The organism is Zhihengliuella salsuginis (assembly GCF_014651715.1).
Lineage (GTDB): Bacteria > Actinomycetota > Actinomycetes > Actinomycetales > Micrococcaceae > Zhihengliuella > Zhihengliuella salsuginis.
The window spans coordinates 1-25,121 of sequence record NZ_BMXK01000001.1 but is presented as its reverse complement, the minus strand read 5'-3'; the positions used below and the strand labels follow the sequence as shown (position 1 = coordinate 25,121).

At 71.5% G+C, this 25,121-nt stretch carries 24 protein-coding genes; 11 read left to right on the top strand and 13 right to left on the bottom strand.

Annotated features, from left to right (window positions below; genetic code table 11):
• Positions 1 to 26 precede the first annotated feature (26 nt).
• The 6 genes from IE069_RS00120 to IE069_RS00095 form a co-directional block, all read right to left on the bottom strand.
• Positions 27 to 1,724: an ABC transporter substrate-binding protein gene (locus IE069_RS00120; RefSeq protein ID WP_373287775.1), complete on the bottom strand. Its 1,698-nt coding sequence runs from the start codon at positions 1,722 to 1,724 to the stop codon at positions 27 to 29.
• A gap of 203 nt (positions 1,725 to 1,927) precedes the next feature.
• Entirely contained in the window at positions 1,928 to 2,251 is a 324-nt protein-coding gene (locus IE069_RS00115) for an AzlD domain-containing protein (protein WP_189348084.1), read from the bottom strand.
• Positions 2,248 to 2,979: an AzlC family ABC transporter permease gene (locus tag IE069_RS00110; RefSeq protein WP_189348083.1), complete on the bottom strand. Its 732-nt coding sequence runs from the start codon at positions 2,977 to 2,979 to the stop codon at positions 2,248 to 2,250. The genes IE069_RS00115 and IE069_RS00110 overlap by 4 nt, the downstream gene beginning before the upstream one ends.
• On the bottom strand, positions 2,970 to 3,833 hold the full coding sequence (locus tag IE069_RS00105; RefSeq protein ID WP_189348082.1) for a glycerophosphodiester phosphodiesterase: 864 nt from the start codon (positions 3,831 to 3,833) through the stop codon (positions 2,970 to 2,972). Before IE069_RS00105 ends, IE069_RS00110 begins: the two co-directional genes overlap by 10 nt.
• Before the next feature lie 92 nt (positions 3,834 to 3,925).
• Entirely contained in the window at positions 3,926 to 4,723 is a 798-nt protein-coding gene (locus tag IE069_RS00100; protein WP_189348081.1) for a hypothetical protein, read from the bottom strand.
• A gap of 43 nt (positions 4,724 to 4,766) precedes the next feature.
• Complete coding sequence (locus IE069_RS00095; protein ID WP_229790843.1) at positions 4,767 to 6,071, bottom strand: endonuclease/exonuclease/phosphatase family protein; 1,305 nt, start codon at positions 6,069 to 6,071, stop codon at positions 4,767 to 4,769.
• A gap of 296 nt (positions 6,072 to 6,367) precedes the next feature.
• On the opposite strand from IE069_RS00095, the gene IE069_RS00090 reads away from it, so the two are divergent.
• A complete protein-coding gene (locus IE069_RS00090; RefSeq protein ID WP_189348080.1) occupies positions 6,368 to 7,459 on the top strand; it encodes an LOG family protein in 1,092 nt (363 codons plus the stop codon).
• 186 nt (positions 7,460 to 7,645) lie between these two features.
• A complete protein-coding gene (locus IE069_RS00085) occupies positions 7,646 to 8,362 on the top strand; it encodes a hypothetical protein (protein ID WP_189348079.1) in 717 nt (238 codons plus the stop codon).
• Between the two features lie 269 nt (positions 8,363 to 8,631).
• On the opposite strand, the gene IE069_RS00080 is transcribed toward IE069_RS00085, so the two are convergent.
• Both IE069_RS00080 and IE069_RS00075 read right to left on the bottom strand, forming a co-directional pair.
• Entirely contained in the window at positions 8,632 to 11,718 is a 3,087-nt protein-coding gene (locus IE069_RS00080) for an alpha-mannosidase (RefSeq protein WP_189348078.1), read from the bottom strand.
• An 84-nt stretch (positions 11,719 to 11,802) separates the two neighbouring features.
• Positions 11,803 to 12,240, bottom strand: a complete 438-nt coding sequence (locus tag IE069_RS00075) for a VOC family protein (RefSeq protein WP_189348077.1) — start codon at positions 12,238 to 12,240, stop codon at positions 11,803 to 11,805.
• Between the two features lie 68 nt (positions 12,241 to 12,308).
• On the opposite strand from IE069_RS00075, the gene IE069_RS00070 reads away from it, so the two are divergent.
• Complete coding sequence (locus tag IE069_RS00070) at positions 12,309 to 12,680, top strand: iron chaperone (protein ID WP_189348076.1); 372 nt, start codon at positions 12,309 to 12,311, stop codon at positions 12,678 to 12,680.
• A gap of 12 nt (positions 12,681 to 12,692) precedes the next feature.
• On the opposite strand, the gene IE069_RS00065 is transcribed toward IE069_RS00070, so the two are convergent.
• Together IE069_RS00065 and IE069_RS00060 are read right to left on the bottom strand one after the other, a co-directional pair.
• Positions 12,693 to 13,349: a response regulator gene (locus IE069_RS00065; protein WP_189348075.1), complete on the bottom strand. Its 657-nt coding sequence runs from the start codon at positions 13,347 to 13,349 to the stop codon at positions 12,693 to 12,695.
• Positions 13,346 to 14,557 (bottom strand): sensor histidine kinase, encoded by a 1,212-nt coding sequence (locus tag IE069_RS00060; protein WP_189348074.1) that lies wholly within the window; start codon positions 14,555 to 14,557, stop codon positions 13,346 to 13,348. Before IE069_RS00060 ends, IE069_RS00065 begins: the two co-directional genes overlap by 4 nt.
• A 118-nt stretch (positions 14,558 to 14,675) precedes the next feature.
• On the opposite strand from IE069_RS00060, the gene IE069_RS00055 reads away from it, so the two are divergent.
• The gene (locus tag IE069_RS00055; RefSeq protein ID WP_189348073.1) at positions 14,676 to 15,461 is read left to right on the top strand and encodes a GAP family protein; all 786 of its coding nucleotides are present in this window, start codon (positions 14,676 to 14,678) and stop codon (positions 15,459 to 15,461) included.
• A 26-nt stretch (positions 15,462 to 15,487) separates the two neighbouring features.
• Here IE069_RS00055 and IE069_RS00050 read toward each other — a convergent pair whose 3' ends face one another.
• The gene (locus tag IE069_RS00050) at positions 15,488 to 16,249 is read right to left on the bottom strand and encodes a class I SAM-dependent methyltransferase (RefSeq protein ID WP_189348072.1); all 762 of its coding nucleotides are present in this window, start codon (positions 16,247 to 16,249) and stop codon (positions 15,488 to 15,490) included.
• Complete coding sequence (locus IE069_RS00045; RefSeq protein ID WP_189348071.1) at positions 16,246 to 17,430, bottom strand: MFS transporter; 1,185 nt, start codon at positions 17,428 to 17,430, stop codon at positions 16,246 to 16,248. The genes IE069_RS00050 and IE069_RS00045 overlap by 4 nt, the downstream gene beginning before the upstream one ends.
• Before the next feature lie 30 nt (positions 17,431 to 17,460).
• Here IE069_RS00045 and IE069_RS00040 point away from each other — a divergent pair, with 30 nt between their 5' ends.
• A complete protein-coding gene (locus IE069_RS00040) occupies positions 17,461 to 18,222 on the top strand; it encodes a DeoR/GlpR family DNA-binding transcription regulator (protein WP_189348070.1) in 762 nt (253 codons plus the stop codon).
• Here IE069_RS00040 and IE069_RS00035 read toward each other — a convergent pair.
• Positions 18,219 to 19,139, bottom strand: coding sequence for a LysR family transcriptional regulator (locus tag IE069_RS00035; protein WP_189348069.1), 921 nt, complete (start codon positions 19,137 to 19,139; stop codon positions 18,219 to 18,221). The genes IE069_RS00040 and IE069_RS00035 overlap by 4 nt on opposite strands.
• A gap of 71 nt (positions 19,140 to 19,210) precedes the next feature.
• Here IE069_RS00035 and IE069_RS00030 point away from each other — a divergent pair, with 71 nt between their 5' ends.
• The 6 genes from IE069_RS00030 (at position 19,211) to IE069_RS00005 (ending at position 25,060) form a co-directional block, all read left to right on the top strand.
• The gene (locus IE069_RS00030; RefSeq protein WP_189348068.1) at positions 19,211 to 20,170 is read left to right on the top strand and encodes an EamA family transporter; all 960 of its coding nucleotides are present in this window, start codon (positions 19,211 to 19,213) and stop codon (positions 20,168 to 20,170) included.
• Positions 20,171 to 20,236: 66 nt separating this feature from the next.
• Positions 20,237 to 21,283 (top strand): ABC transporter substrate-binding protein, encoded by a 1,047-nt coding sequence (locus IE069_RS00025; protein ID WP_189348067.1) that lies wholly within the window; start codon positions 20,237 to 20,239, stop codon positions 21,281 to 21,283.
• Between the two features lie 25 nt (positions 21,284 to 21,308).
• A complete protein-coding gene (locus tag IE069_RS00020; protein WP_189348066.1) occupies positions 21,309 to 22,379 on the top strand; it encodes a FecCD family ABC transporter permease in 1,071 nt (356 codons plus the stop codon).
• Complete coding sequence (locus tag IE069_RS00015) at positions 22,376 to 23,155, top strand: ABC transporter ATP-binding protein (protein ID WP_189348065.1); 780 nt, start codon at positions 22,376 to 22,378, stop codon at positions 23,153 to 23,155. Before IE069_RS00020 ends, IE069_RS00015 begins: the two co-directional genes overlap by 4 nt.
• A 23-nt stretch (positions 23,156 to 23,178) precedes the next feature.
• Positions 23,179 to 23,568: a hypothetical protein gene (locus tag IE069_RS00010; RefSeq protein ID WP_189348064.1), complete on the top strand. Its 390-nt coding sequence runs from the start codon at positions 23,179 to 23,181 to the stop codon at positions 23,566 to 23,568.
• Positions 23,569 to 24,085: 517 nt separating this feature from the next.
• On the top strand, positions 24,086 to 25,060 hold the full coding sequence (locus IE069_RS00005) for an IS481 family transposase (protein WP_189348063.1): 975 nt from the start codon (positions 24,086 to 24,088) through the stop codon (positions 25,058 to 25,060).
• Positions 25,061 to 25,121 lie beyond the last annotated feature (61 nt).

The window sequence follows — 25,121 nt, the reverse complement described above, 5'->3', positions numbered from 1 at the left end:
TCTCACCTCCCGCGCGGGGACCGCGCTTATTCGGACAGGACGATCTCGTTGAAGACCTCGTCGTTCACCGGGCTGACGGGGTAGGACTCGACGCGCGGGCTGAAGCCGAGCGACGGTGCCGGGTGGGCCAGCGGGATCGCCGGCAGGAACTCGGCGATGTCCGCGTTGATCTCCTCGTAGAGCGGCGTCTGCTCCTCGACGTCCGGAATCTTGCGTGCTTCGGCGAGCTTGTCGAAGAGCTCCTTGTTCTCGAACCCGAACTCCGGCTTCTGGCCGCCGAAGAAGACGCCGACGAAGTTGTCGGTGTCGTTGTAGTCGCCCGTCCAGCCCAGCAGGTGGATGCCGTGGTCGGCGCCGCCCTGGATGCGGTCCAGGTAGTCCGGGCTCCACTTGTTCGGCTGCGGCGAGACCGTGATGCCGACCTCCTCGAGCTGGGCCGAGATGTTGGAGAAGACCTGCTCCGGGGTCGGCATGTACGGACGGGAGACGCCCGTCGGGTAGTTGAAGTCGAGCTCGAAGCCGTCTTCATAGCCGGCCTCCGCCAGCAGGTCCTTGGCCTTCTCAGGGTCGTACTCGTACTCGGTCACGTCGTCGTTGTACCCGTTGACGGAGTCCGGGATGAACTGCGTGGCCGTCTCGGTGCCCTCGGGCAGGGTTTGCGCGACGAGGGCCTCCTTGTCGATCGCGTGCGCGATCGCCTGGCGGACCAGCGGGTCGGAGAGCTCCTCGATCTTGTGGTTGAAGCCGAGGTAGAGGATCGTGAACGGGTCGCGGGCCATGACGTTGAAGCCCTTGTCCTTCAGCGATGCGGTATCGGCCGGGGCCACGAGGTCGTACCCGTCGATGTCGCCGGCTTCGAGACTCTGGCGGCGGGTGGTCGGGTCGTCGATGACGCGGAAGATGATCTCCTGCACCTGGCCCTGTTCACCCCAGTAGTCCTCGTAGGCGCTCAGCTCGATCTGCTGGCCGGTCTGCCAGGACTCGAACTTGAAGGGGCCGGTGCCGACCGGGTGCCCGGTGGCGTACTCGGAGAGGACGGGGGCCTCTTCGGTGCCGGAGATGTCGTCCGCGCCGAATTCCTCCATCGCGGTCGGGGACTGCATCGCGAACGCCGGCAGCGACAGCGAGGCGATGAAGCCGGCGAACGGCTTCGCCAGCGTCACCGTCGCGGTCAGCTCGTCGTCGGCGGAGCACGCCTCGTAGACCGCGTTCTCCGGGCTGTCCGCGTACCCCTTGAACAGGGCGTTGTAGTAGTAGCCGACCGACTCGGCCTGCTGGATCCCCTCGAAGTTGAACCAGCGGTCGAAGTTCGCACACACGGCCTCCGCGTTGAACTCGGTTCCGTCGTGGAAGGTGACGCCCTCCTTGAGGTCGAACGTGTAGCTCAGCCCGTCCTCCGACTGATCCCACGACTCGGCGAGCAGCGGCTCGGGGTCGGGTGTGCCGGACTCGACGCCGACGAGCCCCTCGAAGATCTGGCGGGAGACCCTGAACGACTCGCCGTCGGAGGCGAACGCCGGATCGAGTGACTGCGGGTCCGAAGACGCCGCGAAGATGAACGTCGAGTCGACGTCGCTGTCTCCGCCGCCTCCGCCATCGTCTTCGCGCTGGCTCTCGGCGCACGCCGAGAGGGCCAGGGCGCCGATCGCGAGTGTCGCGGTCAGTGCCGCGAGCCGGCGCCGCGGGCGGCGCGAGCCGGTGGTGTTCGGGCCATCCATGGTCATGGCTTCTCCTGTAGGTCGAGTCGATCCACCGCGCCCCGACGAATCGAGCCGCAGCGACCCCGTGATGGAGGGGGTCTGCACCCGGGACACCTGCGGTGGTGATCGGGCTCACATCGAGCCTAACCCCAAAACGTGAAAGACATGTGACATAAACCACGGGAATCGGAGATTCCGGCCGGTTCTCCCCGGACGGGTACCGGCGGTCAGCCGATGCCGAGCAGCCGCAGGCCGGCCGCCGCGGCCGCGCCGACGATGACGACGACGAGGAACGGCGCACGCAGGAGCAGTGCGATTCCCGCCGCGATCAGGGCGCCGACGCGTGCGTCGAAGGCGATCTCCGCTCCCGAGGCGAAGGTGTTCACCGCGGTCAGCGACGCCAGCAGCCCGATCGTGACCGCGCCGGCGACGTGCACGATGCGCGGGTTGTCGAGCACCTTCGCGGGCACGAGGTACCCGACGAGTTTGATGCAGTAGGCCGCCGCGCAGGCCGCCAGCACCCAGATCCACAGGCTCGTTTCCCCGCTCATGCGCGCTCCCCCTCGGTTTCCGTCTCGGAGGTCCCGGGCGCGGCATCCCCCGCCGGCGCCGAGCGCCCCGAACCGAGCCATCCCCAGAGACCGGCGACGACCGCGGCGATCATGATGGGCACCCCGGACGGGACCACCGGGATGGTGATGATCGTGACGACCGCGGCCACGACGGCGAGGGCGACCGGGTCCCTGCTCTTCAGCCGCGGCCACAGCAACGCGAGGAATGCTGCGACGGCGGCGCCGTCAAGCCCCCAGACCGCGGGGTCGCCCAGCGCGTCGCCCAGGACCGCGCCGAGGACGGTGAACACGTTCCACAGGGCGAAGACGCCGAGTCCGGCCCACCAGAATCCGCGCTTGGCCTCGGTCAACTCGCTCTGGCCGGCGGCGACCGCGATCGATTCGTCGATGGTCACGTGCGCGGCGAGGAAGCGGCGCGCGCGGCGCGGGCGCAGCATCACGTTCATCTGCATCCCGTAGATCGCGTTGCGCACGCCGAGGAGTGTGGCGGCGCCGAACGCGGCGAGCCCGGCACCGCCGCCGGCGAGCACGCCGATGAATGCGAACTGGCTGCCGCCGGTGAACATCAGTGCGCTGAGCGCAATGGTCTGCCACAGGTTCAGGCCGGCCGCGACGGAGAGGGCCCCGAAGGAGATCCCGTACAGGCCTGTCGCGACAGAGACCGAAAGTGCGATCCGGACCGCGGGCGTGGGGGACTCTAGGCGCATGCCTCCAGTTTATTGGCCAGGAAGTGCTTGATCCGCCCCGGCACGTCGGAGGTGAACTCGGTGACCCCCAGGGACGCCAGGAACTCGGCGTCCTCCTCGGTGTTGACCGTCCAGACGCGGGCCCGCAGCCCGCGCCCCACCCACCGGCGGACGACGTCGGGATGCTGGCGCGCGTAGGCCACGCCCGGCCCCGCGATCCCCGCCGCTCCGGCGTCGAGGTGCTTCAGGGCGCCCTGGTGGACGCGGCGCATCAGGTACCGCACGGCATTGCGCGTGATGAGCCCGAGCCCGCGCGCCTTCTCGTCGTCGAGAACGGAGATCAGCTGGCACAGGTGGTAGCCGGGGACGGTGTCGAGCAGGTAGTCGATCGCGTCCGGGTCGAAGCTCATCAGCGACACCTTGATGTTGCCGATGCGGGACGTCTCCGGGTCCCAGCCGTTGCGCATCAGCACGGTCAGCACGGACTCCTCGAGGCGCCGGCCGAACGGGCTCGGGTGCTTGAGCTCGATCGCGAGCCCGACCTCGCGCCGGGCGCGCCGCATGAGGTCGATCAGCTCCTCGAGAGTGACGACCTGCTGGCTGGCGGCCCCGTACTGCTCCGGGATCCGCACGCCCTTCCAGGAGACGACATCGAGCCGGCGCAACTGGGAGAGCGTCTTCGACGCCACGGACCCCGACCCGTTGGACGTCCGCTCCACGGAGGAGTCGTGGAAGCAGACGGGCACCTCGTCGGCGCTCAGATGCACGTCGCATTCGACCCCGTCGGCCCCCTCGGCGAGGGCATGCAGGTAGGCCGCCCGGGTGTGCTCCGGGTACGTTCCGCTGGAGCCGCGGTGCGCATATACCGTGTACATGCTCCTACGGTACGTTCACCGGCGCCGTCGCCGCCCGAAGCGCACGTGAAGTCGGGGCGAACGTCGCGTGAGTTCTGGGCGCGCGCCGGCGCCTATTCGCCCGTGCGACGTCGGCGCTCGGCTTCCAGCTCGCGCTCGACGTCCTCGATGGCCCGGCTGGTCAGCTGGCCGTCGGCGACCTCCGCGGGGATCGTCTCCGGGAGCGCTCCGAAGGCCAGCCGGGAGGCCTCGATGACCTTCTTGCTGAGCAGGTGGTTGCCGACGCCGCCGATGGCCGCGCCCACGCCGAAGGGCACGAGACGCCCGACCGTGGAGGCGCCCTGGGTGGCGAGAACCTTGCGCAGGAACCGCTTCTGCATCTTGGCCGCGATCCCGCCCCAGAGGCCCCGCTGGCTGGAGGCCCCGAAGACGGAGCCCCAGCCCTGGACCGGTCCGGCGCCGCGGCCGGCGGCCTGGTGGGTGAGCGCGGAGATCATGGAGGACCCCTCGTCTCCCATGACGACCGCCATCACCAGGACGCGCGCCTTGGCCGGGTCCTCGACGGTGATGCCGTGCAGCTCGGCGAGCGATTGGGCGTAGAGGGCGCTGGCCTCCAGGAAGCCGACGGTGGCCGCCGCCGACAGTCCGAGCGAGGTGACCGTGCCGATCCCGGGGACTGCGGCGGTGGCGCCGACGGCGGCGCCGCTTCCCGTGACGGCGACGCGGTAGTCGCGTTCGACGATGCGTCCGAGCTCGTGCGCGCTCGCACCCGGGTGCTTGCGGCGCAGGTACTCGAGGTACTTGATGACGAGGGGGCGCTGGACGCCGAGGGCTTTCATGATGGCGCCCTGCAGGCCGGCGACGGGCTTGCCGTCGGGACCGAGGACGACGTCGGGGAGCTTTTCCTTCACAAGGCCACTCTAGGGCAGCCGGCCGAAGATCGGCACCGGCTCGCTAGCGCGTCTCGAGGTCGACCCACACGAGCCGGTGGTCGCTGCTGCGGACGGGGTTCATGCCGATGAGATCGGCGCCTGGCTGGTTGGGCGCGGGCCAGAAGACGCCGGCGTCGTTCACGCCGAGCGTCTTGGACGGGAGCACGTAGTCGACGCGGAGCGCACCGGTGGATCCGCCGAAGTCGGCGGTGCGCAGGGTGCGCGAGCGGTAGCCCTCGGACTGCGGCGCGCCGCGCTGGAGGAAGGAGCCGATGGTCGGCCGCCCGTTCGCGACCGGACCGCGCGAGGACGGCTCCGGGTCGGTGATGCTCTCGTGGGAGAGCAGGCTCATCACCGCGTTGTCGTAGGAGTCGCCGCGCTGCGGGTCGGCGTTGAGGTCTCCGAGGACGACGAAGTCCTCCCCCTCGGCCAGGCCGCCCCTGACGCCGGCGTCGTCGTAGATGTAGGCGGAGGCCTCGCCGCCGGAGATGTAGTCGGCGAAGAAGCGGATCTCGTCGTGGTTGCGGCGCGCGTTGCGCTGCTCGGCGCCGTCGAACGCCGGGGGCGTCGGGTGGGCGGCCAGCATGTGGACGGTGCGGCCGTCGACGTCGATGGGGACGTCCCAATGCGACTTGCTGCTCAGGCGCAGGACCCCGCTGATGAGTTCCCCGTAGTAGTCCGTGGGCAGGTTGCTCTCCGGCATGTCGCTCCAGAGGAACTTCTGGAACGTGCGCACCTCGTCGGTGAGGATCGGGTACTTGGAGTACAGGACCATGCCGTACTGCCCCTCGAACTCGCCGTACCCGAAGGCGTCGTCGGGGCCGCCGACCGTGCCGTCCTGGTTCAGGTCGGCTCCCGTCTGGACGCCCGTGTTCGAGGGCGCCACGTACATGTACGGGTAGTCCTGTGCCGGCTGGTCGTTCTGCGAGACGGCCAGGTAGTTGTCGCGGAAGAGACTGGCGGCCGTCTTCTCGGCGTCATAGTCGAACTCGTTGACGAGCAGGACGTCCGGGGCCGTGCGCTGGATGACCTCGGCCACCGCTTGGGCCTGCGAGTTGTTGGGGCTGACCAGGTCGCCGATCAATTCGCCCTCGGCCCCGCCGAACAGCGAGGCGTTGTAGGTGGCGACGCGGACACCCGACTCGCTCGACGTCTGGGAATCCACGGAATCCTCCTGGGTCATGCTGTGCACGGCCGGGAGGACACTCGAAACGAGCGGGGTCGGGGCCGCCTCCACCGGCGGAGCGGCATGCGCGGGCACGACAGAGGCCGCCGCGAGTGCGGCGGTCGTCATGACAGCGAAGGCTGCCCGCTTGAGTGAGCGCATGGGACCAGCGTAGGGGACGCGGGAGGCCCGTTTCAGGGAGAACGACAGCCTGTGGACACTTGATGTGAAGCGTTTCACTTGTGGATGACGAGTGGACCAAACTCGACATTCCCCGAATCACGCCGATCGCGGGCCGTCGGCGATGGGTACGCTCTCAGAAAGTGTTCAGGCGGGTCACACGTTGCGGTGAATCCATCGTTGCGTGATTGATATGTTCCGTGACTTTGCTCCGCCTGACGCTTTAACAGTTCTATCACACGGACAAACCGGTTCGAATTCGACTGTCAGGACATGCCATGAAACCCGCCCGCGGACGCTTCGTCGCCGTCGACGCCCTCGCCGACCTGAACCGCCGTCTCGCCGGCGGCACGACCGACCTGACCGGCTGGCGCCTGCTCGGCCTCGACCTGCGCGCGCACACCGGCGCACTGGCGCGCTGCAACACCGCCAGGACGACGTTCGCCGGCTGCGAGCTGGAGCCCGCGGCGGCCGCGGAGCACGCCCGCCGCGGGGCCCTGATCCTGCCCCGTGTCGACAGCGCACCCGTCGACGTGCACCGGCCGTCCCTCTACACCGCGGACGAGCTCTACGACGCCCCCGTCTACGAGGACAGCCTCGACGGCCGCGCGTTCGCGTGGCAGCAGACGGCCCGCGGGCCGCGCTCGACCATGGCCCGCTCCCTGCACGACTACTCCGTGGACGCCGCCCTCGACGAATGGAGTGCCGGGCGGGCACTCGTCGGCGTCATGGGCGGCCATGCGGCCACCCGCGGATCCGGCCCGTACGACGACGCTGCCCGGCTCGGCTTCCGCCTCGGCCAGTCGCTGACGGTCGCCACGGGCGGCGGTCCCGGCGCGATGGAGGCGGCCAACCTCGGGGCCCGTCTCAGCGGCCTGGGCGAGGACCGGGTGCGCGAGGCGCTGGGAGTCGTGGCGGCGGCGCCGTCGTTCAAGCCGTCCGTGGACGCCTGGGCGGGCGCGGCCCGCCGGGTCCTGAGCGATCCGGCGGTCGCGGAGGCAGCCGGCGAATCGCTGGGCATCCCGACGTGGCACTACGGGCACGAGCCGCCCAATCTCTTCGCCACGGCGATCGCGAAATACTTCCGGAACGCGCTGCGCGAGGCGATCCTGCTGCAGATCTGCAACCGCGGGATCGTCTTCCTGCCCGGCGCCGGCGGGACCGTGCAGGAGATCTTCCAGGACGCGTGCGAGAACTACTACGCCTCCGAAGAGACGGTCGCCCCCATGGTCCTGGTCGGCCGGGAGTATTGGACAGAGCGTTTCCCCGCCTGGGCACTGCTACACGCACTCGCCGCCGGGCGGCCCATGGAGCGGCACGTACACCTGGTCGACACGGTCGACGATGCCGCCGAGATCCTCTCCGAATAGTCGATCAGCCAACGAACGGACCATTCGTGTCACAAATAAATGACAGTCCGGGAAACGCTCCGCGAACTCGAAGAAGCGACCAAATTAAATTTGATTCAACCTCTATTCGTACTAGTCAGTAGCCCATAGCGTGGTCGGGCAGTCGTCGGTCACCGGGACCGGCGACCGACGCGAAGGAGCAAAAGTATGAAGAACTTCACCCGCACCGGCGCCGCGATCGTCGCCGCCGCCTCCCTCACTTTCACCGGCGCCGCAGCCGCCTCCGCCGCCCCCGTGGACCTCCCCACCGCCCCGGGCGCCGACCTGCCCGTCGGAGGACTCCCAGTCGGCGACCTGCCACTGGACTCCCTCCCCGCCGACCTGCCGCTCGGCGACCTGCCTGCGGACCTCCCGGTCGGAGACCTGCCGGTCGATCTCCCGGCCGACCTGCCGGCGGACCTGCCCGTGGGCGAGCTGCCGGCGGACCTGCCGGTCGGCGAGCTGCCGGAGCTGGACACCACCGACCTGGACCTCTCCGCGATCGAGATCCCGGCAGACCTCGACGCCGAGGCCATCGCCGAGGTCGCCGCCGAGGTTTCCGACCAGGTCGTCGCCCAGGTCTACACGCAGCTTCAGGCCCTCGTCGCCGACGGCAGCCTCAGCATCGGCGTCGTCGCGGACATCCTGGTCCAGGTCGGCGACCTGGTCGAGGCGACCGTGACGGCCGAGCTCACCGAGAACGGCTCCATCGACGCCGCGGTCGAGGCCCAGCTGGAGGCCGACGTCCAGGAGATCATCGATGGCGCCCTCGGCGACGCCGGCGCTGTGGTCCCGGACGTGGAGATCAGCCTCCTCGACGCCGTCCAGGACGTCCTCAAGGCTCTGACCGGCCTGGTCACCGGCATCATCGGCGGCCTGCTCTAGACTCCGCACGCCGCACCGCCCGGAAGCGCCCGCGGATCACGTCGATCCGCGGGCGTTTCCGCGTTTCACCGGCCGGTCCGACCCCCGCCGACATCGCAGCCGATGCGGCCGCCGACGTCGAGGCCGCCCTGGACGCAGTCGTGGACGTCGCACTGTAACCACTGGATCCGCGGACCCGCCCCGATCCGAGCAGAGAAGGAGCCCTCCCGGCCGCCACGGCCCGGAGGGCTCCTTCGCGCTCCCCCGCCCCGGCCCCTGGACGGGGCCGGCTAGCGGCTCAGGCGCACCGTGACGACCTCGAACGGCCGGATCCGGAACCGCACCTCCGCCGCGGCGGCATCGAAGGCCAGCTCCGGGGCATCATCCGTCGGCTCCTCGAGCAGGGAGACGGCCGCGGCCGCCCGGAACCCGAGCTCCGGGTCGAGCTGCAGCACGGCCTCGCCGCGCCGCCCCTCGGCTTCATAGACGCGCACGACGACGTCGCCGGACCGGTCGGCGGCCAGCTTGACCGCGGACCGCACCGGAGCCGTCCCGGCGCCGCCGGCGACCGCGACCACCGGCCGCAGTGCCCCGGCGCGCGCGGCATCGCCGGAGAATTCGAGCGGCGGCGTGTTCAGCACGGTCGCCTCCGCGGTCGCGGAGGCGATGTCCGCGCCGACCATCAGCCCGTACACGTGGCTCTGGCGGCCCTGGTCGGTCTCCGGGTCGGGGAAGCGCGGCGCCCGCAGCAGCGACAGCCCGATCGTCGTGGTCGCGTCGCCGTCCACGACGTCCCGCAGCACGTCGAACCCGTAGATCGAGTCGTTGACCAGCGCGACCCCGAAGTCCTCCTCGGAGACCAGCACGAACCGGTGCATGGAGGTCTCGAATTTCGCGGCCTCCCAGCTCGTGTTCGTGTGCGTGGGCCGCCGCTGGACGCCGAACTGGGTCTCGGCGACCGTCTCCCGCGCGGCGATGTCGAGCGGGAACGCGGCCTTGAGGAACTTCTCGGTCTCGTGCCAGTCCGTCTCCTGCTCGATCCGCAGGGTCCGGCTCCCCGGCTCGAGGACCAGCCGCTGCGTCACCCGCGATTCGCCGAAGCTGCGCCGGATCGTCACGGCCGCCCCTCCTGACGGAGTCGCCGCGTGCGTGAGCTCGTCGACACCGTCGATGATCGTCACGGTGTTCCGGTAGAAGCGGTCGATGTCCCACGCGTCCCACCTGTTCGGGAAATCCTGGTGCAGGCGCAGCACGTTGGCGCTCTCCCCTGCCGGGACGGCCTCGCGCCCGGTCGCCGCCTCGACCGCGGAGACCACGTGCCCGGCCGCGTCCAGCGCCACGCGCACGACGCCGTTGTCCAGCACCAGCCCGCCCGCACCCTCCGCAACACTCACCGGCGCACCCGCTGCCGCGGCGTCGTCGTGCACGGTGCCCGCGGCGGCGATGCCGCCGGCCGGGACCGCGCGAACCCCGGCCGCCGGGGCGTCGAACGCGGAGGCGTTGGCGACGAGCCGGTCGTCGCCGGAACCGGCGAGGGCCGCGAGGGCGCCGGTGACGATCGCGCGCGCATCCTCCTCGACGCGGGCGTAGCTCGCGGCCGCCTCGCGGTGCACCCAGGCGATGGAGGTGCCCGGCAGGATGTCGTGGAACTGGTGCAGGAGCACCGTCTCCCAGAGGCGGTCCAGCTGCTCGTACGGGTACTCGACGTCCGTGTTCAGCGCGGCGGTCGCGGCCCAGAGCTCCGCCGCCACGAGCAGGTGCTCGGTGCGGCGGTTGCCCTGCTTCATCTGGTGCTGGCTCGTGAGCGTGGCCCGGTGCAGCTCCAGGTAGAGCTCCCCCACCCAGACGGGCGGGGACGGCAGCTCCGCCTTGGCGCCCTCGAAGAAGTCGTCCGGGTGCTGCCACTCGACGCGGGCGCTGCCCTCGAGGTCTCGCAGGCGGGCGGCCTTGCCGGTCATCTCGCGGGTGGCGCCGCCGCCGCCGTCGCCCCAGCCGACCGGGGCGATGGATGAGGTGGCGTGGCGGGACTCGCGGAACTGGCGGCTCGCGCGGGCGAGCTCCTCGCCGGAGAGCCGGGAGTTGTAGGTGTCCATGGGCGGGAAATGGCTGAAGACGCGGGAGCCGTCGATGCCCTCCCAGTCGAACGTGTGGTGCGGGAACCTGTTGACCTGGTTCCACGAGATCTTCTGGGTGAAGAACCACTCGAACCCGGCCCGGCGCATCAGCTGCGGCAGGGCCGGCGAGTAGCCGAAGCTGTCCGGCAGCCACACGCCCTTGCAGCGGATCCCGAACTCGCGCTCGAAGAACCGCTGTCCGTACAGGAACTGTCGCACCAAGGACTCGCCGGATGGCATGACCGTGTCCGATTCGACCCACATGCCGCCCAACGGGACGAAACGGCCGGCGTCGACCGCCTCCTTGACCCGGGCGAAGACCTCCGGGCGGTGCTCCTTGAGCCACGCGAACTGCTGCGCGCTCGACATGCCGTAGAGGAAGTCGTCCGTCTCGCCGATCAGCGCGGTCATGCTCGAGGCGGTGCGGGCGACCTTGCGGATCGTCTCGCGCACCGGCCACAGCCACGCGGAGTCGATGTGTGCGTGGCCGATCGCCTTGATCCGGTGGGCGGAGGACTCCGCCGGGGAGGCCAGCGCGGGCTCGAGCTCCCGGCGGGCCGCGTCCGCGGTGCCGCGGACGTCCTGCAGGTCGAGGGCGTCGAGGGCGTCGTCGAGCGCCTGCAGCACCCGCATCCGGCGGGGCGAGGTCTCCGGCAGCTCGGCCTGCAGCTCGAGCAGGACCTCGAGATCGAGGGCGAGCTCGTGCACCTCGGCGGCGAAGACCGCCAGGTCCATGCGCCGCGACGTGTACAGGGGCTCCGCCGACGACGTCCGGACGTCGCCCTGCTGCGTCGGCAGGAACGGGTGACGGTCGAGCAGCACGGGGTTGGACGCGGCCTCGATGTAGAACTCGACGCGCTCGCCGCCCTCGGCCTCCTCCGCCAGCACGACCCACTGGTTGCGCGGGTTCAGGGACTTCACCGGGGTGCCGTCCGGCAGGTAGACGAGGCCCTCGCACTGGAAGCCGGTCAGGTCGGCGTCGAAGCCGAGGTCGATCACGGCCTCCACCCGCTCGCCCGCCCAGTCCGCGGGGATCCGCCCGGTCAGCCGGAACCAGGTGGTCCCCCAGGCCGGGCCCCACGTCTCGCCCACGGCGTATTCGCCGAAGTCGAGGGCCAGCCCGTCCGCGGGGGCGATCGGCTCGCCGTCCAGCGCGCGGCACGCCGCGGTCAGAGGCACGCTGACAGCGTGCACGGCCGGCCGGATCCGCTCGGCGAGCACGCGCGTGGCGCGGCCGACGGTCAGGGGGACGTCGTCGTGCATTGGGGCTCCCATCGTCGGTGCTTCCCGTTGCACCCCAATCTATAGCCGGAGTCCGCGCGGGTCACCGACGGCGGAGTCAGGTGATCATCCGAGGACGACCCGGCCGTCGTCGCGCACGGTCCAGCCGGGGTTGTGGGCGATCTCCCAGACCACCCCGTTGGGGTCGGCCACGTGGGCGTGGAAGATCCCGCCGAACGCCCCGTCCTCCGGCGGCGTCAGCACGCGGCCTCCGGCCGCCTCCATCTGGCGCACGACGTCGCCCACGCCGTCGCGGGTGCCGACGTTGTGGGCGAGCGTGACGCCGCTGGCGCCGGCGGCGGGGGCGCCGCCGAGGTCCTGGCCGAACTTGTCGGCGTCGAAGAGCCCGAGGACGGTGCCGGGAGCGATCTGGAAGAAGATGATCTCGCCGGGCACGTCCAGGAGCGGCTCCCAGCCGAGGGCGTCGACGTAGAACTCGCGGGACGCGTCCAGGTCGGGCGTGGACAGCGTGATGAAGTGGGCCTGCTGGCCGAGTGCGCTCATGGAGGCAGGCTACGCCGGATGCCGGCGCATGTCTCGACTTCCGGCGGCCGAGGATCCAGAATCGTGCCATGGCGAAGATCAGCAGTGTCGACGAGTACCTGTCCGGCTTCGAGGGCTCCGCGCTGGACCTGCTCACCCGGCTGCGGTCGCTGTGCCGCGACGACGCGAACGGCACCACCGAGGAGGTGCGCTGGAACCAGCCCGCCTACGTCCACGCGAGCGGGACGATCCTCTACATGTTCTCCGGGCACACCGCGCACGCCAACATCGTCTTCACCCCGAGCACGCTCGAGGCCTTCCTTCCGGACCTGGACGGCTGGGGGACCGGCAAGGGCTCGATCCGGCTGCCCTACGGCGCCCCGCTCCCGGCCGAGCTGCTGGAGCGCATGTTCCGGTACCGCGTCGAGGAGCACGAGCGCCGCAACGTGCTCTGGATGTAGCGCCCGGCCCGCTCAGACCAGACCGACCCGGCGGGCCTCGATCGCCGCCTGCATGCGGCTCGACGTGCCGGTCTTGGCCAGCACGCTGGAGACATGGGACTTGACCGTCGCCAACGAGATCACGAACTCCTGGGCGATCTGCGCATTCGATTTCCCCTGCCCGAGGGCGACCAGCACGTCGGTCTCCCGGGGTGTCAGGTCGTGGGCGTACGCCGGGCGCGCTTCCGGCCCCGGCTCGGGCGCGGCGGCGAACCGGCGCAGCACCTGGCGGGTGACCTCGGGCGCGACGACCCCGTCACCCGCGGCGACCCGGCGGATCGCGGTGAAGAGGTCCTGCGGCTCCACCGTCTTCAGCAGGAACCCGGCCGCCCCGGCCTTGAGCGCGCCGAAGACGATCTCGTCGAGGTCGAACGTCGTCAGCATCAGCACGTCCGCGCCGGCGTTCGCGACGATCCGCCGGGTGGCCTCGACGCCGTCGACCCCGGGCATGCGCGCGTCCATCAGGACGACGTCGGGCCGCAGGGCGCGCTCCTGGGCGACCGCCAGCGCGCCGTCGGCGGCCTCCCCGACGACCTCGATGTCGCCGGCCATGCCGAGCAGCAGCAGCAGCCCCGCCCGCACGCTGGCGTGGTCGTCCGCGATCAGCACCCGGATCACCGTCCCGCTCATCCCGTTTCCTCCCGCTCGGCGGCCCGCGTGTTGGGCACCTCGACGTCGACGCGCCACCGCCCGCTCCCGTCCGGCGCCGGCCCGGCCGTCATGGTCCCGCCGGCGGCGCTCACGCGCTCGCGCATCCCGATGAGCCCGGTCCCGCGGACCCGCGCGGGAGCGTCGACGGGCATCCGGTTCGTGACCGTCAGCGTCACGGTGTCCTCGTCGGCGCGCACGACGACGGCGGCGTCGCCGGCCCCGTGTTTGGCCGCGTTGTGCAGGGCCTCGCCGAGGGCCCGCGTCAGGGCGTGCCGCACCCGCGGGTGCAGCGATTCGGGCGGGTGCCCCTCGACGCCGAGGTCGAGCCCCAGGGTCTCGGCCCGGTGCAGCGCGTCGTCCCAGTCTGCCCCGGGCTCCCCCAGCAGCTGTGTCGTCGTCTCCCCCGAGTCGGAGGATCGCAGCAGGGCGACCATGGAGCGCAGCGATTCCAGGGCTCCGACGCTCGTGGCGCGGATCGTCCCGAGCGCGCGCCGGTCGCGGGCCTCGTCCGCGTCCCCGGCGAGCGCGGCGCCGGCCGTGAGTGCAATCGCGGAGATCTCCGCGGACACGGTGTCGTGGAGCTCGCGCGCCATGCCGCGGCGTTCGGCGTCGACCGCGGCCTGCTGCTGGCGCTCGTGCAGTTCGAACAGTACGGCGCTCCGCTCGGCCTCCAGCTCGTTGCGCGCGTAGCCCTGCGGCCAGAGCGGGTACCCGCGCCGCACCTCCGACGCCCACCAGAGGGGCATGAGCAGCAGGGCCACCGCGCTCACACCGGCGCCGACCGCGGCTGACGGCCCCTGGACGACCCACGACGCGACGACGGCTCCGACACTGCCAACACCGAAAACGACGGCGACCGCCCGGACGGCTCCCGGTGAGGCCCTGAGCCCCACGTGGTAGATCAAGTCGGCGACGCACAGCCAGATCCCCACGCTGCCGCCGAGTGCGACGTCGGCCGCGACTATCGGGACGGCCGCCACCAGGGAGGCGACGGGCCTGCGGTGCTTGCCGAGCAGGGGCAGGACCATGAGGGCGAGCGGCAGCAGGTGCCACCACCCGGAGGGCCGGTTCCCCGGTTCCCACCACCCCACGTTGAACATCCCCGTCCAGCCGGCGGCGACGAGCAGCACGGACAGCACCAGGGTGACGGCGGTCTGCAGGTGCTTGCTGGCGAACAGGGCGGGCATGCTTGTATTGGACCACGGGCAGCGCCTCCGCGTCCTCCAACTTAAGGGGGATGGCCCCGCGGGCGTTCCCTCCTTCGGACCGATGCCCCGGCGGCCGGCCACGCGGGAGGATTCGATCATGACGGAAATAGACGTGGCGGCCGCGCTCGGCGGCGACGGACCCGCTCCGCTCCTGGGCGTTCTCGCCGTGCTGGCGCTGCTCGACTCCACGAGCTTCGGCACGCTGCTCATCCCGCTCTGGTTGGCTCTGGCTCCCGGGAGGTTGCGCGCCGGCCGGATCGCCGCCTATCTCGCCGTCGTCGGCGGGGCCTACGCGGCGGTCGGCGTCGTCCTCCTCGGGGCGCTGAGCCTCTTCGGCGACGGGCTCGTGCGGGCCGTCGAACGCGCCGGGGAGTCCTCGCCTCTCCTCGTGGGACAGCTCGCGGTCGGTGCCGGCCTGCTCGCCTACAGCTTCCGGCTCGACCCGATGACGGCCTCCGGAAAGGAGGCCAAGCGGCGGCGCGACGAGCGCCGGGGGAACGCCGGCCGGATGACCCGGTTCAGGCAGCGCGCCGTCGGCGACGGGCCCGGCGGATTCGGGCCGCTGCTGGGGCTGGCGTTCATCGCCGTCGGGCTCGAGCTGCCGACACTGCTGCCGTATCTCGCCGGCATCGGGCTGGTCGCCGGCACCGGTCCGGCCTGGCCTGGCAGCATCGTGCTGATCCTGTTCTACTGCGCGGTCATGCTGCTGCCCGCCGTGCTGGTGGTTCTGGGACGCCTGGTGGCGCACCGTGTCGTCGATGCTCCGCTGCGGCGCCTCGAAGCTTGGTTGAGCAGGCACGCCGGGGCGACGATCGGCTGGGTCGTCGGCATCCTCGGGGTGCTGCTGGGCCTGAACGCCCTCAGCGGCCTCGGCGTCACCTGAGATTCAGGACGACGGCGGCGTTCGGCTCAGCGTCGCGTCGCGCGGATCAGGTGCCGCGTCGAGTGGGCGACGAAGGGCTCCCGCCGCAGCCGGGCGTCGAGAGCGCGCAGCTTCGCCGCGTAGCGCTCGGGCGTGAAGTCGGGGACCCACCACGGGCACTTGCGCAGGATCCAGACCACCGCGCCGACGTCGTGGAACTCCATCCGGCAGCGCGCGGTGAGCAGCTCGTCCACGTCCAGGTCGGCGGCCCGGGCCTGCTCGGCCTCGCGTTCCGGGTCCCGCCCCTTCCGGGCCTCCGGCTGCGGGCCGAGGAAGTACTCGACGAGCTCGAACGCCGAGGCAGGGCCGACGTGCTGGGCGAGGTACCGCCCGCCGGATGCGAGGACGCGCGCGGTCCCGGCCCAGTCCGGCGCGACCGGGTGCCGGCTCGTCACGAGGTCGAAGGCGCCGGCGGCGAAGGGCAGCGCTTCGCCGGGGGCCGCCGCCGCTACGCGCACGCCGAGCGGTTCGAGCCGGGAGCGCGCCCGCAGCAGGTTCGGCTCCCACCCCTCGGTCGCGGCGGTCGCCGACGGCCGCCGCGCGGCGAGCTCGAGCGCTTCGGCGAGCACCTCCCCGCCACCGGTGTCGAGGTCGAGCGCCGCCTCAGACTGGGACAGCGCGTCGGCCTGCTGCCGAACGTACCCCCACCACGGCCGCTCCTCGGCGGCCCGGCCGTCCAGGAATTCGAACCCCCACCCGGTCACGTCGGCGGCGGCCGCCTCCGCCACCAGGTCGTCGAAGGCCCTCACGACGCCGCCTCCCGGCCCGCGCGGGGCCGTTTGCCGAGCTGGAGCACCAGTGCGACGACGGCGATGCCCGTCACCACGGTCAGCGCGACCGGCAGGGAGGCCAGGGTGGCGATGCCGCCGATGGTGGGCGCGAGGGTAATCGTGGCGGCCCGCATGGCCCAGCTGATCCAGGTGACACCGGCGTGGGGCGGCAGCCCGGGGACGGCGTCGGCCTCGGCGAAGGCCACCGGGACCGTGACCGCGCAGCCGAGGCCGGCGAGCGCCAGCCCGAGCAGGGTCGTCGCCGCGTTCGGCGCCCACGCCGCGGCCAGCATCCCCGCGACCACGACCCCCAGGCTGATCAGCAGCGCGCGGTGCGATCCGAGCGCGTCGATGAAACGGTCGCCGAGGAGGCGGCCGATGAACTGCGCGGCCAGCAGGACGCTCAGGCCGATGCCGGCGGAACCCAGCGGGACTCCGCGTTCGGTGGCGAGGAGGATCGCCGACCAGTTGTTGGCGATCTCCTCGACGCTGATCCCGGCCAGCGCGACGAGGGCGAGCGGGACGAGAATCTTCATCACGTGCCGCCCGCGCAGAGACTCCGCGGGGGCGTCCCCGGCGGCCGCGGTCCCGTCGGCGAGGAATCCGCGGGAGGCCCACCACATCGATCCGATGCAGACCGCGCCCCAGAGGCCGATGTGCGCCAGGAGCGGCACGTCGAGCGTCGCCATGAGAGTGCCGACGGCGCCGCCGAGCGCCGCGCCGATGCTCCAACCGGCGTGCATGAAGTTCATCAGCGAACGGCCGTACCCCTGCTGGACCCTGAGGCCCTGGGCGTTCTGCCCGACGTCGACGCAGGTGTCGGCGGCGCCCGCAAGGACCAGGGCCGCGAAGAAGAGCCAGGGCTGGCCCATGACGATCCCGACCACCGCGAGGAAGAGTGCGGCGGCCACCCAGGTGGTGCCGACGGTGGTCGTGGCCCGCATCCCGAACCGGCGCAGGACGACCCCGGGAAGGTTGAAGGCCCCGGCGCCGCCGAGGACGTAGCCGACGACGAGCAGCCCGAAGAGGCCGGTCCCGACGCCGAGCAGGTCCTGGACTTCGGCGTAGCGGGCGAGGAGCGTCGCGAGCAGGGCGCCGTTGGTGGCGAAGGCCAGCATGGCGGACAGGCGCGCCCGCCGGAGCGAGGGTGTGGATTGCATACGCCGCAGTCTTCCGGTGGAATCAAACACATGCAACGTGCGATCAGGCAGAAAACGATCATCAACGCCGTGCGGGGGACGGCGGAGGTCCGGGTCGCCGACCTGGTCCGGGCCACGGGCGCCTCGGCCATGACCGTCCGGCGCGATCTGGACGAACTGGCCCTCCAGGGGGTGCTGCGCCGGACCCACGGCGGCGCGGTGGGCCTGCCCGCCCGGGGCGCGCGCCTGCCGTACCAGGTCCGGCAGGAGACGAACACCGCCCTCAAGCAGCGCATCGGCGCCGCGGCCGCCGGCCTCATCCCCGACGCCTCGAGTGTCATCATCGACGACGGCACCACGTGCGCCGCGGTCGCCCGCGCCGCCGCGGGGCGGGACCTGACGGCCATGCCGCTGTCGATCCACGGGGCCGCCGCGCTCGGCGAGCGCCCGGGGACCCGCATCGTGACACCCGGCGGCGAGCTGAACGGGGACGAGCTGTCGTGGAAGGGGCACCGCGCGGCGCGCGACGTCCTCGACTTCCGGGCGGACGTCGCCGTGCTCGGCGTGTGCGCCTGGGGCGAGGAGATCGGCCTGACGGCGACCAGCATGCAGGACGCCGACTTCAAGAAGGCGGCGCTCGCCTCATCCCGCCGCGTCATCGCCGTCACGACGGCGGAGAAGCTCGGGATGACGGCGACGTTCGCGGTCTGCCCGTCGGACGCCGTCGACGTGGTCGTCACCAGCGGCGCACCCGCCGACGCGGCTGCCTGGCTGGCGGCGGCGGGGGTCGAGCTGGTGGATATCGACGCCTAGGCCGGCGGTCCGGCCTCATGGCGGCGCTCGGTGTCGGCCGCGGAGGCGCGCAGGGCCTCCAGGACGGTCCGGACGGAGAGCCGCTCCGCGCGGTCCGGCCGCATCACGGCGGACACGTGCCGGACCGACGAGGCCCCGCGCAGCTCCCGCAGCACGAGCCCGCCGCCCGTGGGCGTCGTGAACCGGGGAAGGATCGCCACGAGGTCGCTGTCGGCGACCAGTGCCTCGATGAGCCGGTTGTCGCGGATCCGCTGGCGGATGTCGAGGTCGGCACCGGTCTCGGCGCTCACGGATTCGAGCACGGTGTCGAAGGGATACCCGACCGGGACGCCGATCCACGCGCAGCCGGCGACGTCGGCGGGCGTGAGATGGTCCCGGCCGGCGAGCTCGTGCGCGGCGTTCATGGCGACGTCGAGGGGCTCGCGGGCGAGCGGCACCACAGACTCGCCGCGCGTTCCCGCGGGGCGGACGCTGGTCAGGCTGTGGGCGACCACGATGTCGTTGTCGGCGGCGAGGTCCGCGTACTCGGCCTCGGCGACGTCGTAGTCGCTGACCTCGACCTCGATCCCTGTGCCGCCCAGCCCCCGCAGCACTGGCGGCATGAGGAACGTCGCCGCGCTGGGCAGCGCCGCGATGCGCACGACGCCGGTCGGCTCGCCCCGGAACGCGTCCCACCGCGCCTCGACCCTCGCCAGGGCGGTCGCGAGATCCGCCCCGCCCTCCGCGAGCAGCCGCCCGGCCCCGGTCAGTCGCAGGCCGCGGCCGGCGGGCTCGACAAGCGCCATGCCCGCCTCGCGCTGGGCCGTCTTCAACTGCTGGGAGACGGCCGACGGCGTCCGGTACGTCGCCTCGGCGACGGCGGTGACGCTGCCGCGGTCGGCGAATTCGCGCAGCAACTCCAGGTGGCGGTATTCCATGAAGACAACCTACAGAGTACTTTCCAAATTTGTCGATTGTCCTTCAAGAAGGCAGCGGCGAGGATGATTCCATGCCCACCCGCCACCGGCTGCTCGCCGTCTCAGTCGCCCTCATGTGGGGCCTGAACTTCATCGCCATCGACGCCTCGCTCCAGGTGTTCCCGCCGCTCTTCCTCGTGGCGCTGCGCTTCGCTCTTCTCGCCGTGCCGACGATCATCCTGATCCCCCGCCCCGACGTCGCGACCCGGTGGCTCGTCGGCTACGGCCTCGGCTTCGGCACCCTCCAGTTCCTCTTCCTGTACTGGGGCATGTCCATCGGCATGCCGGCGGGGCTGGCCTCGCTCGTGCTGCAGGCCTCGGCGCCGTTCACGGTCCTGCTGGGTGCGCTCTTCCTGCGGGAGCGGATCGGCCCCTTCGGCATCGCCGGCATCACGATCGCGGTCGGCGGCCTCACGATCGTCGGCTGGCAGCGCTGGGAGTCGGCGAGCCTGCTGCCCTTCCTCCTGACTCTGGCCGGCGCCTTCGGCTGGGCCATCGGCAACGTCTGCAACCGCCGGGCGCGGCCCTCGAACCCGCTGCACCTCACCCTGTGGATGTCGGTGGTCCCGCCGCTTCCAATGCTCGCCCTGTCCTTGGCCGCCGAGGGCCCGGAGGCGATCGCCGCCTCGTTCACCGGGCTCGGCACCCCGGCGGGCATCGCGGCGCTGGCCGGCCTCGCCTACACGGTCCTGATCGGGACGGTGCTCGGCTCCGGCATCTTCACGTGGCTCATGGCGCGCCACCCGGCCGGCGTCGTCGCACCGTTCTCACTGCTGGTCCCGGTCTTCGGCATGAGCGCGGCATGGCTGCTGCTCGGCGAGGAGGCGAGCGCCGGCGAGCTGGTCGGCGGCGTGCTGATCGTCGCCGGAGTGCTGGTCGGTTCCGCGTCATCGCTGCGGCGTCCGGGCCGGCGGCGGCCGGCACTCGACGGCGGGACGCGCCCGCCGGCATCGATCGACATTCATGACGATTCATTTACCAAATCAACTTAGGGCAGGCTAAACTGTCTTCCCGGTGCGGCGTCTCGGTCCCACCAGACGATCCACGGGAGCAAGTTGATGAAGATTCGTTCGGCCGCCTGGGCCGCCATCGCGGCGACGCTGGCGCTCGCCGCCACCGGTTGCGGCGCCTCCGAACCCGTCGATGAGCCGTCCGCATCGGCGGCCGCCGGAGGCGAAGGCTCCACCGAGTACCCGCTGACGATCGAGAACTGCGGCGTCGAGGTCACTCTCGACGCGCCGCCGGAGCGCGTGGTCTCCCTGGACCAGAACTCCACCGAGATCCTCTACTCCCTGGGGCTCGAGGACCGCGTGGCCGGCACGGCCTCGTGGACCGACCCGGTCCTGCCGGGCCTGGAGGCGGCGAACGCCGACGTGCCGCGCCTGGCCGACAACGCCCCGACCTACGAGGTCGTCCTCGACGCCGACCCCGATTTCATCACGGCCTCGTTCGGCCGCCACCTGGGCGAGAACGGCGTCGCGACCCGCGACCGCTTCGCGGAGACCGGCATCGAGTCCTACCTCTCCCCCACGGATTGCGAGGGCGACCTGATCATCAACGGCGGCGGGACCCGCACCCAGCTGCTCGAGGTCGAGTCGCTCTACACGGAGATCCGCGAACTCGCGGCCATCTTCGACGTCCCGTCCCGCGGCGAGGCCCTGGTCGCCGACCTGCAGGCGCGCGCGGACGCCGCCCTCGAGGGCGTGGACGCCGACGGCGCCACCGTGGCCTTCTGGTTCGCCGACACCCGCACCCCGTACGTCGCCGGCGGCTACGGCTCCGCGGCCATGCTCGCCGAGATGTCCGGGATGGAGAACTCGTTCGCGGACACCGCCGACGACTGGCCCGCGACCGGCTGGGAGACCGTCGTCGAGAAGGACCCGGACGTCCTGGTCCTCGGCGACCTGCAGCGCAACCGCTTCCCCGGCGACCTGCTGGCGGACAAGATCGAGTTCCTCGAGTCGGACCCGCTGACCAGCACCCTCGACGCCGTGGAGAACGAGCGCTACATCGCCCTGCACGGCGCGGAGATGAACCCGTCCATCCGCTTCGTCGACGGGCTCGAGAAGATCGGCGAATTCTGGAAGGAACAGAACGCTGACTAGCACCGTCGCACCCGTAGCCGACCCCGTGCCGGCACCGGCCGCGTCCGCCGCACCCGCGGCGGGCGGCCGCCGTCGTGCGCGCACGATCCTCACGGCGGCGGGCCTGACGCTCGGCGGGATCGCCCTGCTCGCGTTCTCCGTCGGCGTCGCGATCACGCTCGGTCCCGCCGACGTGTCGCTGGTCAACGTCCGCGACGTGCTTCTGAACCACCTGGCCGAGGCCGACATCCCGGTCCGCGTCACCGAGGACGCGATCGTGTGGCAGGAGCGCCTGCCCCGCGCACTGGTGGCCGCGGCGTGCGGCGCCGGGCTGGGCCTGTGCGGGGCGATCATGCAGTCGCTGCTGCGCAACCCGCTCGCCGATCCGTACGTCCTCGGCGTCTCCTCGGGCGCGTCCACGGGCGCCGTCGCTGTCGGCGTGCTGGGCCTCGGCGGCGCCGCGCTGGGCCTCTCCGGCGGCGCGTTCATCGGCGCGCTGGTGGCGTTCGCTCTGGTCCTCGGCCTCTCGAAGATGGCCGGCGGCGGCAACGACCGCGTGGTCCTCGCCGGCGTCGCCAGCACGCAGCTGTTCTCCGCGCTGACCTCGCTGATCGTGTTCGCGTTCGCCGACTCGGACGAGACCCGCGGCGTCATGTTCTGGCTGCTCGGCTCCCTCGAGGGCGTGCGCTGGAACGACGTCGCCCTGTGCCTGTCCGTCGTCGCGGCCGGCACGCTGATCTGCCTGCGCTACGCCCACGCGCTCGACGCGTTCGCCTTCGGCGACGAGGTCGCCTCCTCGCTCGGCCTGAACGTGCGCCGCGTCCGCCTCCTGCTGCTGCTCATGACGGCCCTCATCACCGCCACCCTGGTCAGCGTGGCCGGGGCGATCGGGTTCGTCGGCCTCGTCCTGCCGCACGCGGCCCGCCTGCTCTTCGGGTCCCGGCACACGCGGATCGTGCCGGCGACGGCCGTGCTGGGCGCCATCTTCATGGTCTGGGTCGACGCCGGATCGCGCGTCGCGTTCGCCCCGACCCCGCTGCCCGTCGGCGTGGGCACCGCCCTGATCGGCGTGCCCGTGTTCATCGCGCTGCTCGCCCGCCGCCGGAGGGCCGCATGAGCCTCGCCGCCGAGAACGTCAGCTGGTCCCGCGAGGGGACGCTCGTGGTCGACGGCGTCACCCTGCGCCCCGCCCCCGGGGACACGGTGGGCCTGCTGGGCCCCAACGGCTCCGGCAAGTCCTCGCTGCTGCGCCTCATGCAGGGCGTCGCCAAGCCGTCCGCCGGCACGGTCCGGCTCGACGGCGAGGCCCTCTCCTCCATCCCCCGCCGGAGCATCGCCCGCGCGGTCGCCGTGGTCAGCCAGCACGCGCAGACGGACATGGACATCCTGGTCGAGGACGTCGTCCGGCTCGGCCGCATCCCGCACCGCGGCACGTGGGGCGGGGACCCGGAGGCGGACCGCGCCGCCGTCGTGCGCGCCCTCGAGCACACCGGGCTCGCCGACAAGGCGGACCGGTTGTGGCACACGCTCTCCGGGGGCGAGCGGCAGCGCGTGCAGATCGCGCGCGCCCTGGCGCAGGAACCCCGCGAACTGCTGCTCGACGAGCCCACCAACCACCTGGACATCCGGCATCAGCTCGAGCTGCTCACGCTGGTCACGCGGCTGCCGGTCACGAGCATTGTGGCGCTGCACGACCTCAACCTGGCCGCGATGTTCTGCGACCAGCTGGTGGTCCTCAAGGACGGCGCCGTGGTCGCCGGCGGCACCCCGCGCGAGGTGCTCACCCCGGCGCTGATCCGCGACGTCTACGAGGTGGACGCGGAGGTCCGGTACGACGACGCCCGCGGCCGGGTTGCGATCTCCTTCGAGCCCGCGGCGCTCGCCGCGCATTGACCGTCCGCCCTAGGATGGGCACCATGGCAGGGACTGCGGGCGGCGGCGAGGCGGGCCTGGTGCTGCACGCCTCCCACACCCACCTGTTCCGCGGGGCCAGGCTGCGGGTGCCGGGCGCGGAGCCGGCTGGACCGGACGGGCCCGGCGAGCGGACGCGCCGGCGGCTGATAGGCGCCGACCACGCGTTACCATCCGCGACCACCACCGACGTGCGCGTGGTCTTCTCCGACTTCTCCGACGCCGAGGCCGCCCTCACCGCATCGGAAGCCGCACCGGCTTGGACCCTTAGCGTCGAGGCCTACCGCACGGCCGCGGGGACTGAGATCCCGGCGCGCGTTTGGGAGATCGAGCCGCTCCCGGGCGATGGCGCGCCCGAGTTCAAAGTCGCCGCCCGCCGCCCATACGCCGCCTGACAAGCCCCGCTCCCCACGAATCCCCCGTTGCCTTCTCAGCCGCCCCCGAAAATGCGACTTTAGAGGTTGCTGGCCTGTCGGCCCCGGCATGATTCCTGCCCCCAGTCGCCAATGATCCGGGAGACTTCACACGGGGGGGCGTTGTCACCGGCGTTCGATAGGCACAGAGGACATAGCTAATAAAGGCCGGATGCGGAAGTGAGAACTACCGTCCAAATCGGCTGTGACGTGGATACCGAGCCTTGGAGCCGCAGGACAAGCCAGCACCGTCGTACCCGCTGGAAGTCCCTGCTCCCAGGAAGGCAAGACGATGATCCCGCAACCGTCGATGTTTTCATCGGCCTCGCCGTCGGCAAAACCGACCACCATGCCGTGGTCCTGGACCGGGTCGGCAGGAAACGCCTCGACAAAGCCCTGCCCTAGGTGTACTGGCCCGGACCGTTGTTGACGTAGGAGAGACCTCCGGGGTCGAGTTGTAGCTGTCTAATTCTTCAGCTCGTTCCCACGGAGGTCTCTCATGTCCCACGCTAACGCCCGGCTGACTCCAGCCGGAAGAATGACCATGGTCCGGCGTATCGAGTCCGGGCGCGCGGTGGCCCATGTAGCGTCCGAGATGGGTGTCTCTCGCACGACCGCGTGGCGGTGGTGGCGCAGGTTCCGCGAGCACGGCCTGCCCGGTCTGCGGGACCGTTCCAGCGTCGCCCGCAGCCATCCGCACCGTACCCGCGCCTGCCAGGAGACCCGGGTGCGGATCATGCGCGAGTTGACCCGCCGCGGGCCGGTGTTCATCGCGAGCAGGCTCGGCATGCAGGCCTCGACGGTCGGAAGGGTCCTGCGCCGGAACCAGATGCCGCTGCTGCGTGAACTGGACCCGGTGACCGGGGCGGTCATCCGCGCTTCCCGCCGGTCGGGGCGCCGCTACGAACACGACCATCCCGGATCGCTGATCCATGTCGACGTCAAGAAACTCGGCCGCATCCCCGACGGCGGCGGATGGCGCGCGCACGGGCGCGGTGAACGCCCGACGAGCAAACGCGGCGCCGGCTACGACTTCGTCCACGCCGCCGTCGACGACCACTCCCGCCTGGCCTATCTCGAGGTCCACGACGACGAGAAAGGCACCACCAGCGCCGGCTTCATCGAACGCGCGATCGCGTTCTACACCGGGCTCGGCATAGACATCGAGCGGGTCATCACCGACAACGCCTTCGCCTACCGGAACTCGCGGGCCTTCCGAGAGGCACTGAGCAGCCGGGGCATCAAGCAGAAGTTCATCCGCCCGCACTGCCCCTGGACCAACGGCAAAGTCGAGCGACTGAACCGCACCCTGGCCAACGAGTGGGCCTACGCACGCCCCTGGGCATCGAACACCGACCGCACAGCGGCCTTGTCAGGTTGGCTCGACTACTACAACCTAGACAGAGCCCACCTCGGCATCGGAGGTAAAGCTCCCATCGACCGCGTCAACAACGGTCGAGGTCAGTACACCTGATATGTAGGTTGTTCTTGTCAAGAGGCAGAGTTGAGCGGTCCGCGGCTGGTTGTCGCGGACC